Origin of the sequence: Xylanibacter ruminicola (assembly GCF_900107775.1) — a bacterium.
GTDB lineage: Bacteria > Bacteroidota > Bacteroidia > Bacteroidales > Bacteroidaceae > Prevotella > Prevotella ruminicola_C.
This window is the reverse complement of the sequence record NZ_FNRF01000006.1, coordinates 116077-134341: the sequence shown is the minus strand read 5'-3', so window position 1 is coordinate 134341 and position 18265 is coordinate 116077. Positions and strand designations below refer to the sequence as shown.

Here is an 18265-nt window from a genome sequence, read left to right as displayed (position 1 = left end):
GATAATTGTTTTTATTATTTCTTGTCAGCGATAGCTTCCATAATCTTTGCTTCGAGTTCCTCGCAAAGCTCTGGGTTATCCTTGAGCAGCGCTTTTACTGCATCACGGCCCTGAGCCAACTTCGAGTCACCATAGCTGAACCATGAGCCGCTCTTCTTGATAATCTCGTACTCAACACCCAGATCTACAATCTCGCCAATCTTTGAGATGCCCTCGCCAAAGGTAATCTCGAACTCAGCCCTGCGGAATGGGGGAGCCACTTTATTCTTTACAACCTTTACCTTTACCTGGTTTCCAACGATTTCATCACCATCCTTGATGGCCTGCGACTTGCGGATATCCAGACGTACTGAAGCGTAGAACTTCAGGGCGTTACCACCTGTGGTAGTTTCGGGGTTGCCGAACATCACACCAATCTTCTCACGCAACTGGTTGATGAAGATACAGGTAGTGTTGGTCTTAGAGATGGTTGAGGTGAGTTTGCGGAGTGCCTGACTCATCAGACGGGCCTGCAGACCTACTGCAGAATCACCCATGTCGCCCTCAATCTCCTTCTTAGGAGTCAGAGCTGCAACAGAGTCGATGACGATGATATCGATGGCGCTCGAACGAATCAGCTGGTCGGCAATCTCCAGAGCCTGCTCACCATTATCGGGCTGTGAGATGTAGAGGTTCTCCACATCAACACCCAGGTGGGCTGCATAGAAACGGTCGAAAGCATGCTCGGCATCGATGAAAGCGGCAATACCACCATTCTTCTGGCACTCGGCAATGGCGTGAATGGCCAGTGTGGTTTTACCTGATGACTCGGGACCATATATCTCGATGATACGACCTTTGGGGTAGCCACCTACACCTAAGGCTGCATTCAAACCTATCGAACCTGTTGGGATGACTTCAACATTATCTATCTGTTCGTCTCCCATGCGCATAATCGAGCCCTTACCATAGTCTTTCTCAATCTTCGACATGGCTGCCTGAAGCGCTTTCATTTTTTCCTGCTGAGGCGACAAGGCCTCTTCTTTTTCTTTTGCCATAGTTAGTTTTACTATTTGATGAGTTATTATTTATAATTGATTATAATTCCAAGTCGCCATCGTGGATCTCATGCCAAGGCAGGCCCTGCTTGTTGAGCTGCTCCATGAATGGATCGGGATCGAACTCCTCTACGTTGTGAACGCCTGGGGTGTTCCAAAGACCCTTGCAGAACATCATGGCACCAATCATTGCAGGTACACCTGTGGTGTAGCTAACACCCTGCATACCAGTCTCCTCGTAAGCGGCACGGTGGCTGCAGTTGTTATATACATAATAGGTATGCTCCTTACCATCGTTGCCAATACCACGAATGCGGCAGCCGATAGAGGTCTGACCCTCGTAGTTCTCGCCCAGATCCTGTGGGTTAGGCAGTACAGCCTTCAGGAACTGCAGAGGTACAATCTTTACCTTGGCAGTACCAGTACCATCGGCCAATGGAGCCTCGTACTCTACCTCGTCGATACGGCTCATGCCAATGTTCTGAATCACTTCGAGGTGCTTCAGATACTGCTGACCGAAGGTCATCCAGAAACGGGCACGCTTGATGGTGGGGTAGTTGATAACCAGACTCTCGATTTCCTCGTGGTGCAGCAGGTAGCTGTCGCGAGGACCGATCTCTGGATAGGTAAGATCCTTGTGAATCTCCAGAGGTTCAGTCTCAACCCACTTGCCATCTTCCCAGTACAGTCCCTTCTGGGTAATCTCGCGGATGTTGATCTCTGGGTTGAAGTTGGTAGCGAAAGCCTTGTGGTGGTCGCCAGCGTTACAGTCAACAATATCCAGATACTGAATCTCCTTGAAGTGGTGCTTGGCTGCATAGGCGGTATAGATAGAAGTTACACCTGGGTCGAAACCGCAACCCAAGATAGCTGTCAGGCCAGCCTTCTCGAAGCGCTCGCGATAAGCCCACTGCCATGAGTACTCAAAGTGAGCCTCGTCCTTTGGCTCGTAGTTGGCTGTATCAAGATAGTTGCAACCGCAAGCCAAGCAGGCATCCATAATTGTCAGGTCCTGATAGGGCAGGGCCAGGTTGATAACCAGCTCGGGCTTGAAGTCGTTGAACAGCACCTTGAGCTGCTCTACATCATCAGCATCAACCTGAGCGGTCTTAATATCCATTTTATATCCAGCTTTGTGGATATCCTCCACAATCTTATCACACTTAGCCTTACGGCGACTAGCAATCATAAACTCTGTAAACACGTCAGCGTTCTGAGCAATCTTAAACGCTGCAACGGTAGCCACGCCACCAGCGCCAATCATTAATACTTTTGCCATAGTCCTATAATTTTTAATGTTAATACTTCGTATTGAGCCCTCTCACGTTCGGCATAGCTCAAGCAAGCTTGGCTTTGCTCTCACTTAATCGAGGCCTTTAATCTTTAATCTTTAATCTCGTCGGCTTTGATACCGAGTGCTGCCATTAGCGAGTAGCCTAAGATTTCCTGACGATAGTTACCGCCTGCTTGTGGCTGCATGCTGAACACGGTGATGCGCTTGTCATCATCGTCGGCATGGCGTAACGTCTCGCGTACCTTATTATATATAGAGGCATCTTCGGCATTTGGAATCACCATCAGGCGCTTAATGTTCTTCTGGGCGCAGACCAGTTCGAGTACCTCGCCAAAGAAATCACCTGTCTTGGCAAACCCTTCGGGCTGGTAGGCATTGATGGTAAACTCGCCCAGATGATCCTTGAAAGCCTTTTCGCTCAAGTCGTTAGCATAGTTTCCTGGTACGAAGTTTTTCATCTGCTGCTGGTCCTTCTGGTGAATCAGGATTACCTGTATCTCGTTCTCGCCCTCTCTCACACCGCCATCGAGTGCCACGCAGTCGAGCCACTTGGCGATATCAGCCTGTGGTATGCGTCTTCCAATCATGCGCTCGAAGTTCACAATGAGATTAAATGCCACAGTGTCAACGTAGTCTGCATCTACCAGTACCACGTTGTCACTCCACTTTACTTCATTATTCAGTTCGTTGTTCATATGGAGTGCAAATATACAAACTTTTTCGCTAAGCAACAAACTTTTCTCGTTTTATTTGGTTTTCTTCTCACTTATTATTACCTCTGAGCTTCGCTCTAAGGTACTTCCGTTCGAGAAAACTCAAATAATATTTGGTTTTCTTCTCACTTATTCGTACCTTTGCAGCCAAATTCAAAACAATAATTAAAAGTATTCTAAACAAAAATGTCAACATTAACAATTTTGATTGTCGTTGTGTTCTGTATAGGCTATCTTTGTATAGCTCTTGAGAGCCTGACAAAAGTAAATAAAGCGGCTATTGCGCTGCTGATGTGTGTGCTGTGCTGGACACTGCTTATGCTCGATCCTACGTCGTATTATCCCAGCTTATTAGGTGGTGATGTGATGCACCACATATCCGAGGTTATCGAACATCATTTGGGCGATGCCGCTGGTACCCTGTTCTTCCTGATGGGTGCCATGACCATCGTTGAGATAGTAGATTCAAACGGTGGTTTTAACTTTGTTCGCGATACATTAAAGACACGCTCTAAGCGTAAGCTGATGTGGCGAATGGCCTTTATGACCTTCTTCCTTTCGGCTATTCTTGATAACTTAACAACATCTATCGTGATGATTATGGTGCTGCGTAAGCTGGTTCAGAGTCGTAACGACCGATTGATTTATGCTGCTCTGGTAGTTATCTCGGCAAACTCGGGAGGTGCATTCTCGCCTATTGGCGATGTAACCACCATCATGCTCTGGATCAAGGGCGTTATTACTACTCAGGGAGTGCTGACCGAAATCTTTATCCCATCGCTGATTTCTATGCTGGTACCAGCCTTTATCCTGCAGTATCAGTTGGAAGGCAAGTTTGATAAGGAGCAGAATCTGCCAAAGGCCGATGTCAGCACCTTTACCAAGTCGCAGCGCGACATCATCTTCTGGCTGGGAGTTGGCGGTCTGTGCTTCGTGCCCATCTTCAAAACGATTACCCATCTGCCTCCATTCATGGGCATCCTGCTTGTGCTGGGTCTGCTCTGGACAGTTACAGAAATCTTCCATTACAGTGCCTCTGATGATGACACCATGGCCAAGCGTGTAAGCGATCTGCTGTCGCGTATCGACCTGTCTACCATTATGTTCTTCCTAGGTATCCTGATGGCAGTAGCCGTACTGCAGGAGGTTGGCGTACTCACCATGCTGGGTGGTGTGCTTGATACCACTTTCGAGGGTAATCACTTCCTGGTAACAGGTATTATTGGTGTACTCTCTTCGATTGTTGATAACGTGCCTCTGGTAGCAGGATGTATGGGTATGTATCCCGTAGCTGCTACTGGCGATATGGCTATCGATGGTATCTTCTGGCAGTTGCTGGCCTACTGTGCTGGTGTGGGCGGTTCAATGCTTATCATCGGATCGGCTGCAGGCGTGGTTGTGATGGGCCTGGAGAAGATTACCTTTGGCTGGTATATGAAGAAGATTACCTGGGTGGCTTTTGTAGGTTATCTGGCAGGTATTCTTACTTACTGGGTTGAAAGAGCATTGTTCTTCTAAATAATAAGCCCTCGCTAAATGGCGAGGGCTTTATTGTTTTTATTTCCTTGGTATCCACATCCAGAAGGTAGAACCATGACCTTCACCTTCTGAGTCAACACCAATCTTTCCTTCGCATCGTTCGGCGATAGCCTTACAGATACTCAATCCTAAACCAGTACCCTGTACAAAGTCGTTCAGCTTTACAAAACGCTCAAACACAGCTGCCTGCTTGTCCTTGGGGATACCAGCACCTGTATCCTCGCAGTAGAAGTAGATGCCACCATCCTGCTCGCGATAGCCCACCTTGATGTGTCCCTCGTGGGTATACTTGATGGCGTTGGTGGTAAAGTTGGTAAGTACCTGCTGTATGCGCCCCTTGTCGAGTGTGGCAGGGAAGGTGTCGTATGGGTTATCCTTGATGAATTGTACGCCTGCTTCATCTACACGCTGGGCCAATGTCTGACAGATATCATCGAACACCTTGGCAAAATCAACCTGTTCAGGTTTGATAGCCAATGCCTGTCCCACGTTAGATGCTTCGAGGATATCGTTGATGAGTCGCATCAGCATGTCGCAGTTGTTGCGGATAATGCGGATAAACTCCATACGCTCGCTATGTTCCTCAACCACTGGCAGCAGATCGCTGAATCCCACAATGGCATTCAGTGGGGTACGTATCTCATGGGTCATATTAGCCAGGAAGGCAGCCTTCATCTTACCTGATTCCTCAGCGAGCAGGGTCTCGTCCTTCAGTTTCTGCTGAGCTTCCATCAGGGTGTCGATGTTACGAGCCACACCAAAATACTGATATACCTTTCCATTCTCATCGAAACTAGGAATACCGCTGATGGCATACCATACAGGATTAGGGTTGATAACGGTGTACTTGAAGTGGATGGTCTGGTTGTATGGCTTAGCTTGGGCAATTGTTGCCATAGCATCCTTGAGTGCATTTTCGCTAAACTCGTCAGTTACGCCTCCATAGAATTCATCCAGAGTCTTGGTATAGTCGGTTTTGCGACCACTATAACTGAAGTGGATGAGTCCCTCTTTCAAGTCGAATGTCCAAACAAACATCTTACAGGTTTCAAGCAGATAACCCAGCTGGTTCTCGTAGGTCTTAATATTCTCGGTAGCTTTACGAATTTCGGTATCGTGCCTATGCTGTTCCAGATATAGGTGTCGTTCGGCTGTCATATCGCGGGCCGTTACCACGTAGAACTGCATCTCGCCATTCTCATCGAATGTTGGGCGTACCTTAATCTCGATATACTTGTAGATGCCAATCTCGGGATAGAACATGCGCTGACAAACGTGGAAGTTCTCTTTGTCGCCTTTGTGGTACAGACCTTTTACCAGGGGAACTTCGAACAGGTTCATCTGGCGGAAGAATTCCTCGCCATCCTTGTCAAACTCGCAGAGGTCGGCCATGCGACGGTTCACGTCAATCAGTTTTCCATCCTTGTCATAGAACGACATGGCTATCAAGCCATACTCGAACATGTTCTTGTATTTGCTGGCAATCTCTTCGTTCATGCGCTCCTCTTGTACCTCGTTGGTGTAATCCCTGAACGAGGTAATGATGTAGCGTGGCTTGTCCTCATCATATTCTACTACGGCATGTCCCTCAATCCAATGCCAGTCGGGCTGGTCAATGGTGCCTCTGTTGTAACGGCGTTTCAGGTAGCCCAGATCCTTGTGCCCTTGACTCATCATTCGCATGGCTTCGCTGAATTTACCTTTCTCTTCTTCGGGTAGGCGTTCCATAAACACGGCATGACTCATACCTTCTTCGGGTAGCATGTCGCCATATCTGTTTTTCAACCATTGCGTCTGGATGTCGAACTCTATCACATAATATCTACCAGAACTCAGTGCTTTATGCATCATCTCGTTCAGGTCAACAGATTTCTCAACAGCCTTTCGTACACGGATACGCATCACCTGACTGAATAGCAGGAAGAAGATGGCTGCCGCGATGATGCCAACCAGCAGAATGAGTGTCATGGGTGAGGCATCGTTGTGTACATTCTCTGGATGGAACCACCTGTCGTATATCCTCTCAATATCTCCCGACTGCTCCATACGTGCAAATGTATCGTCGATAGCATGAATCAGTTCCTTATCGTAGCCGATGATACGTAGCTCGCCAGCAGGGATGTCGGTCTCATCAAACTCAACATCATCGATGTTCAGCTCCTTAACCTTCATCATCAGTGGCTGTTCGCCCCACATGTAGTACTTGTACTTGCCACTTCGGATACCCATCAGGGCCTCGCGGGGTGAATGGTATTCTACCCTAAACGGCTTGCTCTTCTGTTCGGCTACCTTCAAGTCCACATAGTCGTTCTTCTTCAGAGTCAGAGTGTCGTCCTTGGTAAGCTGACTGATGCGTCGGAGCGGACGGGTGCCCTTCAGTCGCACAGCCCTTACTTTATAATAGGTAATCATGTTCTGGGTGTACTCGAAGGGAGGACGGTCGTATTTGAACTTCAGACAGTGGATCAGGTCGGCTTCGTGTTTGTCGAAGGTCTCTGTACACTGGTACCACTCTTTCATCACAAACTTGTGCGGGATACCCAGTTTGTCTAATATCAGGTTCAGTACCTCAACATTATAGCCATCGGGTTCGCCCATGTCGTTTCTGAACTCATAAGGCGGAAACTCCCAGTCGCTCACAATAATCAGTGGATTTTCGGTGGTATATTCACGTATATATTTGGCCTTTGCTTGCTGCACGTGGCATATGGCAAGCAAACTGGTAATAGCGAGTATGAATATCTTTTTTGTCATGTTCAATAAGTTTCTGTTTTAACGACGTTCCATTTCTATCAGCTTACATGGTATCGAGAACCACACCATGGTGCCCTTGCCTTCGGTAGATTTAAGCTCTATCTGTCCGCCCATATACTCTACCAGCTCATGGCAGATGCTGAGACCCAGACCGGCACCATTGTTGGCACCAGTTACAAAACGGTCGAAAATGTGCTCAAGATCCTCCTGCTTAATACCGCAACCAGTATCTTCTACCGATACAATCAGTCTGTCGGCAATAAACTCATAGCGTGCCAATACAGATCCCGAGGTGGTGTGTTGTATGGCATTAGTGAGTATCTTGTTGAGAATCATCGATACATTGGGCTCATCAATCTCAACTATCAATCGCTTAAACGGATTCTGTGCAATATACTCTACGCCTGGTTGCCTGTGGTTGTCCCATACAGATGAGCAACGGCCCTCGAAGATGCTGGCCAGATCGATGGGCTGAGGCGAGATGGTAATCATGCCGGCATCCAGTCGCGACAGGAACAGAATGTCGTTGATCAGTTTGAGCAGCGAGGCCGAGCTCTCCTTAATCTCATTGATAAATACAGCCTCGTCTTCAGGCGAGTGATCCATTTCAAACAGCTCGGAGAATCCTACTACCGTATTCAATGGTGTACGTATCTCGTGGCTCATGTTGTGCAGGAAGGCGTTCTTTACCGTTTCAACCTCCTGGGCACGAACCGACTCCAATGCTAGTTTCTCCTCCACGGCCTTGATATCGCTGATGTCACGAATCAGTCCGAAGTATTCCACTATCTGTCCATCTTTGTAGGTGGGCACAAAGTTAAACTGCAGGTGAAGGGTAACGCGGTCCTTGCGCCTGATGCAGGTTTTGATTTCTGCTCGCAGACTGCCAGGCTGCTTATTATCCATCTTGTTCAGTATGCGCAGTGCCTGTTTCTCCGATGAGGGGGCGATGAATGCCAATGCCCTGGTTTGGGTAAGCGAATATTTTTCGTGATTAATCTCGCTGAACACGGTCAACGTATGCGTGTCGAGGTGGTACTTGGCCAGACTGATGCCTCCTACAGCCAGCACATAGTCGATGTTACGCACATAGCTGGTAACCTCGTCCTGAACCTCTTGTAGTTCGTTGGTGTTTTCCTGTAGCTGTCGGTACGAGTGGGCTACCTCGGTAACATTACGTCCTGAACCGAAGAACCCGATGCGCTTACCATTCTTATCGCGGATAGGCATTACCTGCAACTCGTAGTATAGCTTGTCGCGTTTCAACAGATTGTTCAGTGTACGCCCATCGCCAGGTCCGTTAAATATCTGTGTGGCATAGAAGATTTCTAGGTCGTCGAGATCCAGATCTTCTATACCCAGCACATCGGATAGCGTGATGTGCTGTTTTCTGATTGTTTCTATGTCAACTCCTACTGCGGCAAGTGATTTGGAGTTCATGTCGGTGATATGTCCATCGGCATCATAGTACACCATATCAACCATAGCCGAGTTAAACAGCGATTGATAGCGTAGCATCGACTCCTTGATGAGCTGCTGGCGCATGCGCTCCTGTGTAGTATCGGTTTTCGAACAGATGATGATTGATGGCTTTTTGTGCTTATCGCGTCGCAATACCGATAGGGTTGCTGTGTAGTTGTTGCTATGAATCAGGTCGTTCTCGTATTCCTTGAGCTGCAGGGTACAGGTAGGTACTTTCTCCTCGATAACCATGCGCAAACCTTCGGTAAGTTGGGTAAAGTCGTTAGGATCAAATCGGTGTGAGAACTCCAGTAGCGAGTAGTTGCGCTCGGGATAACCTGCCGAATCCATCATCACAAAATTCTGTGAGGCAACATCGTAAGTACAGAACTTTACGTTACTGGTACGCATTACCAACGACAGACGTTCATTTTCCTTCAAGATTTTCTTTGTCATCTGGCGTTCGCGAATCTTGAAGAAGGCGTAGTACATGATAACGGCCAAAGCCAGAATGGCAAAGAACTTGATCCAATCCCAGATCCATGATGGGATACCCGATTCCTGGCGCTCTGGGTAGAACCACTTGTTCTGGATTGCAGTCAGCTGGTCGTTGGCGCGCAGTTTCGAGTAAACGCTATCCAGCTGTTCCAACAGATGGTGGTCGTTGGCAAAGAACTTATATTCGCCGTATGGGAAGTCGAATGGAGTGAGTTCTAGGTTATCGGTATGGTACTTCATCATCAGCCACTTCAGCGACATGGAGTTCCAGAGTATCACACCCTTGTTTTCAGAACTTACCGTTTGTATAGCTTCCTTCATGTCGTCGAAGGGAATGATTTCCTTGGCCCATCCGTTATCAATCAGTTTATGGTGACTGAAACTGCCTTCATGTACAATGATGGAGTAGTCGGTCAGGTCCTTACCAGACTGGGCATGGATAGCCTGACTTTTTGGGGTTACCAGACTATGGGTGAATATCTGTACAATGGTTTTTCCGTATGAAGAGTTATTGCGGGCAAAGTCGGCATCCATTCTCAACATCAGGTCCGACTTATGTTCTTTCAGGTCTTTCTGTGCTTCTAGGGTAGGGCGTAGTCTGATGATGTATGGAATATCGAGCTCTTTGAAAATCATCTTCAAAAGGTCGACGTTATAACCATCAGGTTCGCCGTTCTCGTTCAGGAAGACGTAGGGCCACAGGTCCCAGGCATCCTCATACACCAGTGGTCGCTGGTCATTGTATACAATGATGCTATCTTTCTGAGCAGATGCGATGCCTAATGACAAGTGGCATGCCAGAAGTAGTGCAAATATTTTAAATCTATTCATAATCATTCTGTAATTTCTTGTTTACATGGAATCCATACCCAAAAGGTAGAGCCACAATCCTTGCCTTCGGATGTAACGCCAATCTCACCACCGCTGTTGTCGGCAATAAGCTTGCAGATGCTCAGGCCCAGACCGGTGCCCTGTACAAAATCGTTCAGCTTTACAAAGCGGTCGAATACTTTCCCCTGGTGCTCCTTGGGTATGCCAGCACCGGTATCTTCGCAGTAGATGTATAGGCCTTCCTTATCCTGTCGTATCTGCTGTTTGTAACCTATCTTAATATGCCCTTGGTGGGTATATTTGATGGCGTTGGTCACAAAGTTGGTTACAATCTGTTGGGTACGTCCGCCATCAATGGACGTGATATAGGTAGGATAGGGACTCTCTACCTTGAATTCAACTTTTGGGTTCGTGATGCGCTGCGCCAACGACGTGGCTACGCTGTTAAAGCACTTGGCAAAGTCGGTTCTTGTGGGTTTTACGATAATGTCGCCACTCTCTAGTGATGAGAGTGCCAGAATATCGTTCACCAGGCGTAACAGCATGTCGCAGTTGTTGGATATCACCTGTATAATACCCTCTCGCTCCTCGGGGGTACTCATGGTTGCCAATACATCCGAGAAACCTACGATGGCATTCAGTGGGGTACGTATCTCATGACTCATGCTGGCCAGGAAGGTACTCTTGCGTATACCCGACTGGTTGGCGCGTTCGGTTTCTTCCTTCAACTGTTCCTGCTTGTTAATCAGGGCGGTAACATCTCTTATCACACCGTAGGTACCCGTCTGCTTGCCGTTCTCATCATAGTATGGAATACTATCGATAAAGGTCCACTCCAGTTCATCGCTGTCGTGGAAGAACGGACGCATGTGGGTCAGGGTCGACTTAGGCTCGTTAAAGAACTCGTAGGGATGACGCAATCCTTCAGCAAACGGATCGTCGATAAAGTGGGTAATGAGCTCGTCGAAACCCATTTTGCTTTCTATCACACTCATCTCGCGATAGAAGGTAACCTCGCGTTTCTCGAACGAGGTGCGGAAAAAGTGCATGTCAACATTCTCCATCAGGTATTTCAACTCTGTCTCGTACTGTTCTATGGCCTGATTGGTACGTTGCAGCGATGCTTCGTTCTCCTTGTCCTGTTGGTATAGCTTGCGTTCCTGGGTAACATCTCGCATATACAGTGTGAAGAACTCCAATTGGTGGTCTTCATTGAGAATGGGGTGTATCCTGATTTCTGAATAACAGTTCACACCACGCTCATACATCACTGTCTTGGTGCAGAAGTAGAGATCGTCGGTAAGGTCCTTCCGTAGAATATAACGGAAAGTTGGCAGATCAAACAGCGTGTAGCGATGATAGAATGGGTCGTCTTCCGACTTAAACTTCAGTATCTCGCGCAACTTGTGGTTGGCTGTCAGCAGATGACCATCCTTGTCGTAGAAGGCTTGACCAACGATACTCTGCTCAAACAGCTTGCGGTAGCGGTCGGTTAGTTCGCGCTCTTCTTTCTCGGTCAGTATCTGTTCGGTCTTGTCATTCAGCGTGCAGTAAAAGTTGATTGGTGTTTTCTTGTCAGCCTGGTCGTATTCCACTACGCCAACATCGTGTATATAGCGCCAGTCGTTTTCGTGCTTATCCTGACTTCTGTCCCATCTGAAAATACAGTCCGACGATTCAGCTCCTTTTACCAGTCGGATCATGAATTCGGTGTAGAGATGGCGGTCGTCGGGATGTATGTATTCCAGACTCTGTTCGTAGGTCATGCCATCTGTAGGCAGGAAATCGCCATACAGGTTATAGGCCAGGTGGTTTTGCAGATTCAATCGGAGCACGTAGTTATTATCGTTCAGCGTGCGTTGCATGATGGTAGCCATATCCTTGGCTCTCCAGGTATTCTTTCGAATGCTGTAGAGTGTAATGCGGTTCAATATCACGCCTATGATAATCACCACCAGGGTTAATATAACTATCAGTATCTGCATACTATATCACTATTTTTCTTTCAAAGTCAATCATCTCGCAGGGCAGGGCGATAAAGAACGAGCTACCCTTGTCGGGTTCCGACAGCACATCGATGGTACCGCCCATCTGTTCTATCAGCTCTTTCACGATAGGCAGATCCAATCCTGTGCCAATGCGCTTGTTCTTGCCATCGCTTACAAAGCGGTCGAACATCTTGGTGGCATCTTCCAGGTCCATACCGCCATCTGTGCTGTCAACAATCACAATCAGCTCGTCGTGCAGGTATTCGTATCTTGATTTGATAAGTCCCTCGTTGGTACTCAAACCTACATAGTTACACAGCTTCTCGATGGCAATACCCAAGTTGTGCTTATCTATTTTCACGCGAAGTGATTTATAGGAGTTGTTGATGATCTTTCTGGCATCGTTGCTCGTCTCGCTCCAACCATGCTGGCACCAACTGTCGAACAAGGTGGCAAAGTCGTGCACCTCGTAATTGTATTCTATCATGTGGGCATCCAGACGCGATATGAACAGGATATCGTTAATCAGGTTTAACAGCACATCTGTGTTCTTCTTGATTTCGTTGGCAAATATCGGCTCGTCTTCCAGGCTGTGCTCTGTTTTGAACAAGTCGGCAAAACCAATCACTGCGTGTAAGGGCACGCGCAGCTCATAGCTCATGTTCAACAGGAAGGCGTTCTTCAGCTGCTCCTCTTCCTGGGCTTTGGCTGTTTCTTCCTGCAGTCGCATTTCAGTGTACGACATCTCTGTGTCGTTTCGTAGCAGACCGAAGTAATGCGTTACTATGCCATCGTGGTTGGTGATGGGCATCAGGTTGAAGTTCAAGTAAATGTCGCGTCCCTGCTTGTCGGGCAGTTTGGTATGCAGTGTTTCTGATATCGTGCCCAAACGCCGTTTGTCCATATGCAGAATCAAGTGCTTGGCTTTGGGACGGTCGTCGCTATGTATCAGTGCTACGGCATGTAGCTGTGCTATACGTTTACCTGTTTCGGTCAGGTCGCTCAGAATCTCCAGTTCATGGGTGTCGGGGTAGTAGTTTACCAGGCGTGCCTCACTGATTCTCAGCGAGTAGTTGATGTCTCTGATGTATTGCTGTATGTCTTTGGTACGTTTCTCAATCAGCTTGCTAGCTTCCTTCTGCTTGTGTGTCGACTCTACCATCTCGGTAATGTCTCTGCCTGCTGCAATCACACCATAAAGCTGGTTGTCCTCGTTTCGGATAGGCCCTAACATCACCTCATAGTATATCTTGCCTTGGCGTGTTACCTCGGGAACACGCTCATCGATAGCTTTTGTCTGACTGATATCGGTAATCGACGATAGCTGGGTGTGCTCTATAGTGCGTACGTCCATTTCCCTGTACGAGGGAATATCGGTCATTTTCATCTGGCGGTCAAGCAAGGCTTGAGGGTTTTTCACACCAAATGTCTCGCAGGCTTTATCGTTCAGGTCGGCCAGATAGCCATCTGCATCATAGTAAATCATGTCAACTAACGACGAGTTAAATACTGTGTGGTATCTCAGCATCAGTTTTTGGGTATTCTCTGCCCTTTGCTGCTCCAGAGTAATGTCGCGCTGGGTACCTAGAATCTCGCTTGGCATGTCGTGGCGGTTCCTGTGCAGTACCGAGAGGGTTATCTCGTAGCATTTCACTAATCCGTCTTTGTTGGGTGCACTCTTCACGGTCAGTGTGTCCGATAGGGTTTCTCTGTTCTGTATGTTTGTAATGGCTTTCTGTATCTTTTTAAAGTCATCGCGGTCGTAAAGCTGTGAAAAGTCGAAAGGTGTATAGAGTGTCTCGGTCAGATCCTGTTTTGATATAACCTTAAATATATTCTTCTTGGTATGATAGGTCCAGGTATCAGTTTTGTTGGCATCCATAATCAGCGTTAGTTGCATATTCAGCCGTTGTACTTTCCTGGTTATTTTGCGTTCGCGATAGTAGATGAGCCGATTGTATACTACCATGCCAATAACGGATATCAAGAAAACCGCTATCAGATAAATATATATATGATTGCTGTATATAAGCATAAATTGTCCGTAAGTATGGTAGTAAACACCCGCAAAGATAGCTGATTTTGCGCAAATAACAAAATTTTTGAACGAAAAAAACGCAATTATTTGGAAGTTTCGCAGAAAAACGTTACTTTTGTCATCAGAAAATGACTAAAAGTACAAAAATATGGTTGACGTAAAAGAAATTTTAAGCAAGAGCGAAGAGCGCATGGAAATGGCGGCTATGTACCTCGAGGAGGAGCTGAATCGTATCCGTGCCGGTCGCGCCAACGTGGCTATTCTCGATGCTGTACGCGTAGAAGTGTATGGCAGCAAGGTGCCCCTCAATCAGGTGGCTAACGTGAGTGTGCCCGATCCTCGTACCATTGCTATCAAGCCTTGGGACCGCAAGGAGATCCGCAATATCGAGAAGGCTATTATGGATAGCGATGTAGGTATCACTCCTGAGAATAATGGTGAGATTATCCGATTGAATATTCCTCAGCCCACTGAGGAGCGTCGTCGCGATCTAACCAAGCAGTGCAACAAGATTGCCGAGAAGGCTAAGGTTGAGGTACGTAACGTGCGTGGTGATATCAAGGATAAGCTTAAGAAAGCAATTAAGGATGGTCTGTCGGAGGACTTGGAGAAGGATGCCGAGGCTGAGCTCCAGAAGTTGCACGATAAGTTTATCAAGAAGATTGATGAACTGATTACGGCCAAGAACAAGGAAATCATGACCGTATAAATGCGCGGACTTGTTATTAAGAATACAGGCAGCTGGTACACCGTCTTAACCGACGATGGCCAGCTGATTGAGTGTAAGATAAAGGGTAACTTTCGATTGAAGGGTATCCGTAGTACTAACCCTGTAGCCGTGGGCGATAGGGTGGAGATTGTACCTAACAACGAGGGTACAGCTTTTATTACCGAGATCGAGGATCGTCGTAATTACATTATCCGTAAGAGTATCAACCTCTCCAAGCAGAGTCATATTCTGGCGGCTAATGTCGATCAGGCCATTTTGGTGGTTACGGTGGTTAATCCGCAGACATCCACTACCTTTATCGATCGTTTCCTGGCTTCGGCCGAGGCTTATCGCGTGCCGGTTATCCTGGTATTTAATAAAACCGACCTGCTCGATGAAGATACACGCCGCTATCAGGAGGCGATGGTACATCTGTATCAAACCATTGGCTATGAGTGTTATCAGATTTCGGCCGAAACAGGTGTAGGTGTTGAGGCTCTGCAGCCCTTGCTCAAGGATAAGATAACCTTGCTGAGTGGTAATAGTGGCGTAGGTAAGTCAACGCTTATTAACCATTTGGTGCCTGGTGCCAGTCAGCGTACAGCCGAAATTAGCGATGCCCATAACACGGGTCAGCACACCACCACTTTCAGTGAGATGATACGGTTGGATGAGGGCTGGCTTATCGATACCCCAGGTATTAAGGGCTTTGGTACGTTCGATATGGAGCCAGAGGAGCTTACCAGCTATTTCAAGGAGATATTCCATTTTTCTCAGGATTGCAAATTCTCAAATTGTACCCATACCCACGAACCTGGTTGTGCTGTGCTCAAAGCACTCGAGGACCATTACATTGCCGAAAGCCGCTATCAGTCATATCTCTCGATGCTCGAGGATAAGGACGAAGGCAAATATAGAGCAGCTTATTAAACAAACATAAATGAAAAGACTTATTACAACACAAATGCTGTTGGCCATTGGCATGATGGCTACAGCCCAAGTAAAGACGCCTGTATCCGAGTTTAATCTCGCAGGTCCTTATGCAGTTTCAGCCCCTTTTGCTATCGATACAGTTGATGTGCAGGGCAAGAAGTTCGATCCCGTTTCGCAGTTGGGTTCCATTGCTTTAACCTCTCACTTTACAGGAAAGTTCTCTGGTCAGGTACTCCCATCGTTGCCTGATAGTAAGAGCGTAGGTTTGCTGAGTTTCTATGTTAATAACTCCGATTTTATCAAGGGTAAGATCGAGGTGAAAGGTCCCAAGCACTCCAAGCTTTTTATCGATGGTGTTGAGGCTGGCGGTGAGTTAAAGCTTGCCCCCGAACATCACACCTTTACCATCCAGTATCTGGCCGAGCCTAAGGATACCGATTCTATCCAGGTGGTTTTCGATACACCAACATCCATCACCTATCAGCTGACACCTAATCATCCTTACATGGTACACGATCTGACAGATGGTAAGCGCGTTCGTGGTGTCAATCTTTCGGCCGATGGTCAGTTTGTTTGTGTGTCTTATCAGACAACCGACCGTGGTGGTAACACTCGTTGGAACTATGAGTTGCGCGATGTGAAGTCTGGTCGACTGATTTCGCAGCCTTCACGTAATCCACGATGGATGCCAAAGAGCATCGCTTGGTTGGAAGAGGAGAAAGAGGGTAGTCATCGCGTATTATATAAGGTTGACCCCAAGACAGGTGTTCGCACGCGCTTTGCCTATGATATCCCTGAGGGTAGCTACACGGTTGCTCCTACCGAGGATTATCTCATTTTTACACTTGAAGAAGAAGGTCCACAGGAGGATAAGGAAGTATTCGAGATTCTCGAGATGGACGATCGTCAGCCTGGGTGGCGCAAACGCAGCTATCTGGCCAAGTACGATATTAAAACAGGTATGACTCAGCGCATCACTTTTGGTAATAAGGGCGAGTATCTGTATGACATCTCACAGGATGGTAGCAAACTGCTGGTTATCAGCAACCGTTCTCGTCTGACTAAGCGTCCTACCACAGTTTCTGATGTGTTTGTAATGGATGCCCAGACACTGAAGGTTGATACGTTGCTGTCAGGTGCCGAATTCCTGGGCTCAGGTTCTTTCTCGCCAGATGGATCGCAGGTATTGTTTGTGGGTAATCCCGAGGCTTTTAATCGTATTGGTTGTCAGCTGCCTGCCGAGGTTACACCCAGTATGACGGAGAATGAACTCTTCCTGTTTGATATCGCATCAAAACAGGTTAAGCCATTAACAAAGGATTTCGATCCTTCAATTAATGATGTCGATTGGTCGTGGACTGATGGGCAGATTTACTTCTCTGCCGAAGATCGTGATTATGTCAATATGTTTGTACTGAATCCGAATACGGGAAATGTTGCTAAACTGCCTGTTAAGGGCGATTATACCTATCGTTTCAATATGGCTGCTCATGCTCCTGTGCTGGCTTATCTGTCGTATAAAACGATGGAGCCTGCATCGGCCTATGTAGCTACTATTAAGAATGCAAAGTTTAATGCTCATAGTATAATGTTCAATGGCAAAGAGGCACTTGGCGATGCTGAGATTGGTACCTGTCAGGATTGGAACTTCACCAACAGTAAGGGCGATACCGTTTATGGTCGTCTTTATCTGCCTAAGGATTTCGATGCCACCAAGAAGTATCCTATGATTGTTTATTACTATGGTGGTTGCTCGCCTGTGTCGCGTTATTTCGAATCTCCATATGCGCCTCAGTATTGGAACTCTCTGGGTTATGTGGCTTATATCCTTGAGCCCAGTGGTGCAACCGGTTTTGGTCAGGAGTGGGCATCGCGCCATGTTAATACCGCTGGTCGTGGCCCTGCCGAGGATATCATCGAGGGAACTAAGAAAATCTGCGTGGCTCATCCATTTATTAATAAGGATAAGATTGGTTGTATGGGTGCTTCGTATGGTGGCTTTATGACCCAGTATCTGCAAACACAGACCGATATCTTTGCTGCCGCTGTTTCGCATGCCGGTATTGCCAACCACACCAGTTATTGGGGTGAAGGCTATTGGGGTTATAACTACAGCGAGGTGTCGATGGCCAACAGCTATCCTTGGAGTCATCGCCAGTTGTATGTCGATCAGAGTCCGCTGTTCAATGCCGATAAGATTCACACCCCTCTGCTGTTGCTCCATGGTAATGCCGATACCAATGTGCCACTCATCGAGAGTCTGCAGATGTTCACTGCACTGAAACTCTTAGGTCGCGAAGTTTCGTTGGTAGAGGTTGAGGGTGAGAATCATCACATTCTCGACTACTCTAAGAAAGAAAAGTGGTTGGCCACCCAGATGGCATGGTTCCAGAAGTGGCTGAAGGATGATCCCACCTGGTGGGACGCTCTCTATCCCAAGAAACATCTTTAAATAACAAAAATCCCTCGC

At 47.3% G+C, this 18265-nt stretch carries 11 protein-coding genes; 4 read left to right on the top strand and 7 right to left on the bottom strand.

Annotation, left to right across the window (positions count from 1 at the left end):
• Nucleotides 1-14: 14 nt before the first annotated feature.
• The 3 genes from recA to BLU97_RS14360 all read right to left on the bottom strand — a co-directional run bounded on the left by recA (nt 15) and on the right by BLU97_RS14360 (nt 3026).
• Complete coding sequence (recA, locus tag BLU97_RS14370; RefSeq protein ID WP_074762170.1) at nt 15-1037, bottom strand: recombinase RecA; 1023 nt, start codon at nt 1035-1037, stop codon at nt 15-17.
• 40 nt (nt 1038-1077) lie between these two features.
• Nucleotides 1078-2316, bottom strand: coding sequence for a saccharopine dehydrogenase family protein (locus tag BLU97_RS14365; RefSeq protein ID WP_013065478.1), 1239 nt, complete (start codon nt 2314-2316; stop codon nt 1078-1080).
• Nucleotides 2317-2420: 104 nt separating this feature from the next.
• A complete protein-coding gene (locus BLU97_RS14360; RefSeq protein WP_074762169.1) occupies nt 2421-3026 on the bottom strand; it encodes a DUF6621 family protein in 606 nt (201 codons plus the stop codon).
• 204 nt (nt 3027-3230) lie between these two features.
• Between BLU97_RS14360 and nhaD the strand changes: the two genes are divergently transcribed.
• On the top strand, nt 3231-4562 hold the full coding sequence (gene nhaD / locus BLU97_RS14355) for a sodium:proton antiporter NhaD (RefSeq protein WP_074762168.1): 1332 nt from the start codon (nt 3231-3233) through the stop codon (nt 4560-4562).
• A 39-nt stretch (nt 4563-4601) separates the two neighbouring features.
• Here nhaD and BLU97_RS14350 read toward each other — a convergent pair whose 3' ends face one another.
• From BLU97_RS14350 to BLU97_RS14335, 4 genes are read right to left on the bottom strand one after another with little or no spacing between them, the layout of a single operon-like run.
• Entirely contained in the window at nt 4602-7337 is a 2736-nt protein-coding gene (locus BLU97_RS14350) for an ATP-binding protein (RefSeq protein WP_074762167.1), read from the bottom strand.
• Nucleotides 7338-7355: 18 nt separating this feature from the next.
• A complete protein-coding gene (locus tag BLU97_RS14345) occupies nt 7356-10127 on the bottom strand; it encodes an ATP-binding protein (RefSeq protein ID WP_175456396.1) in 2772 nt (923 codons plus the stop codon).
• Nucleotides 10128-10129: 2 nt separating this feature from the next.
• Nucleotides 10130-12112 (bottom strand): PAS domain-containing sensor histidine kinase, encoded by a 1983-nt coding sequence (locus BLU97_RS14340; RefSeq protein ID WP_074762165.1) that lies wholly within the window; start codon nt 12110-12112, stop codon nt 10130-10132.
• A 1-nt stretch (nt 12113) separates the two neighbouring features.
• Nucleotides 12114-14015 (bottom strand): PAS domain-containing sensor histidine kinase, encoded by a 1902-nt coding sequence (locus BLU97_RS14335; protein WP_175456395.1) that lies wholly within the window; start codon nt 14013-14015, stop codon nt 12114-12116.
• A gap of 286 nt (nt 14016-14301) precedes the next feature.
• Between BLU97_RS14335 and frr the strand changes: the two genes are divergently transcribed.
• The 3 genes from frr to BLU97_RS14315 are packed head-to-tail and all read left to right on the top strand — an operon-like array spanning nt 14302 to nt 18247.
• Nucleotides 14302-14862: a ribosome recycling factor gene (gene frr, locus BLU97_RS14325; RefSeq protein ID WP_073046568.1), complete on the top strand. Its 561-nt coding sequence runs from the start codon at nt 14302-14304 to the stop codon at nt 14860-14862.
• The gene (gene rsgA / locus BLU97_RS14320) at nt 14863-15792 is read left to right on the top strand and encodes a ribosome small subunit-dependent GTPase A (RefSeq protein ID WP_074762162.1); all 930 of its coding nucleotides are present in this window, start codon (nt 14863-14865) and stop codon (nt 15790-15792) included.
• Between the two features lie 10 nt (nt 15793-15802).
• Complete coding sequence (locus BLU97_RS14315; protein WP_074762161.1) at nt 15803-18247, top strand: alpha/beta hydrolase family protein; 2445 nt, start codon at nt 15803-15805, stop codon at nt 18245-18247.
• Nucleotides 18248-18265: the final 18 nt, after the last annotated feature.

Excerpts from the sequence above, each read along its gene's own strand:
- BLU97_RS14345 (WP_175456396.1), bottom strand. The coding sequence starts at position 10,127 with ATGAATAGATTTAAAATATTTGCACTACTTCTGGCATGCCACTTGTCA.
- BLU97_RS14365 (WP_013065478.1), bottom strand. The coding sequence starts at position 2,316 with ATGGCAAAAGTATTAATGATTGGCGCTGGTGGCGTGGCTACCGTTGCA.
- BLU97_RS14350 (WP_074762167.1), bottom strand. The coding sequence starts at position 7,337 with ATGACAAAAAAGATATTCATACTCGCTATTACCAGTTTGCTTGCCATA.
- BLU97_RS14335 (WP_175456395.1), bottom strand. The coding sequence starts at position 14,015 with ATGCAACTAACGCTGATTATGGATGCCAACAAAACTGATACCTGGACC.
- recA (WP_074762170.1), bottom strand. The coding sequence starts at position 1,037 with ATGGCAAAAGAAAAAGAAGAGGCCTTGTCGCCTCAGCAGGAAAAAATG.
- frr (WP_073046568.1), top strand. The coding sequence starts at position 14,302 with ATGGTTGACGTAAAAGAAATTTTAAGCAAGAGCGAAGAGCGCATGGAA.
- rsgA (WP_074762162.1), top strand. The coding sequence starts at position 14,863 with ATGCGCGGACTTGTTATTAAGAATACAGGCAGCTGGTACACCGTCTTA.
- BLU97_RS14315 (WP_074762161.1), top strand. The coding sequence starts at position 15,803 with ATGAAAAGACTTATTACAACACAAATGCTGTTGGCCATTGGCATGATG.
- BLU97_RS14360 (WP_074762169.1), bottom strand. The coding sequence starts at position 3,026 with ATGAACAACGAACTGAATAATGAAGTAAAGTGGAGTGACAACGTGGTA.
- BLU97_RS14340 (WP_074762165.1), bottom strand. The coding sequence starts at position 12,112 with ATGCAGATACTGATAGTTATATTAACCCTGGTGGTGATTATCATAGGC.
- nhaD (WP_074762168.1), top strand. The coding sequence starts at position 3,231 with ATGTCAACATTAACAATTTTGATTGTCGTTGTGTTCTGTATAGGCTAT.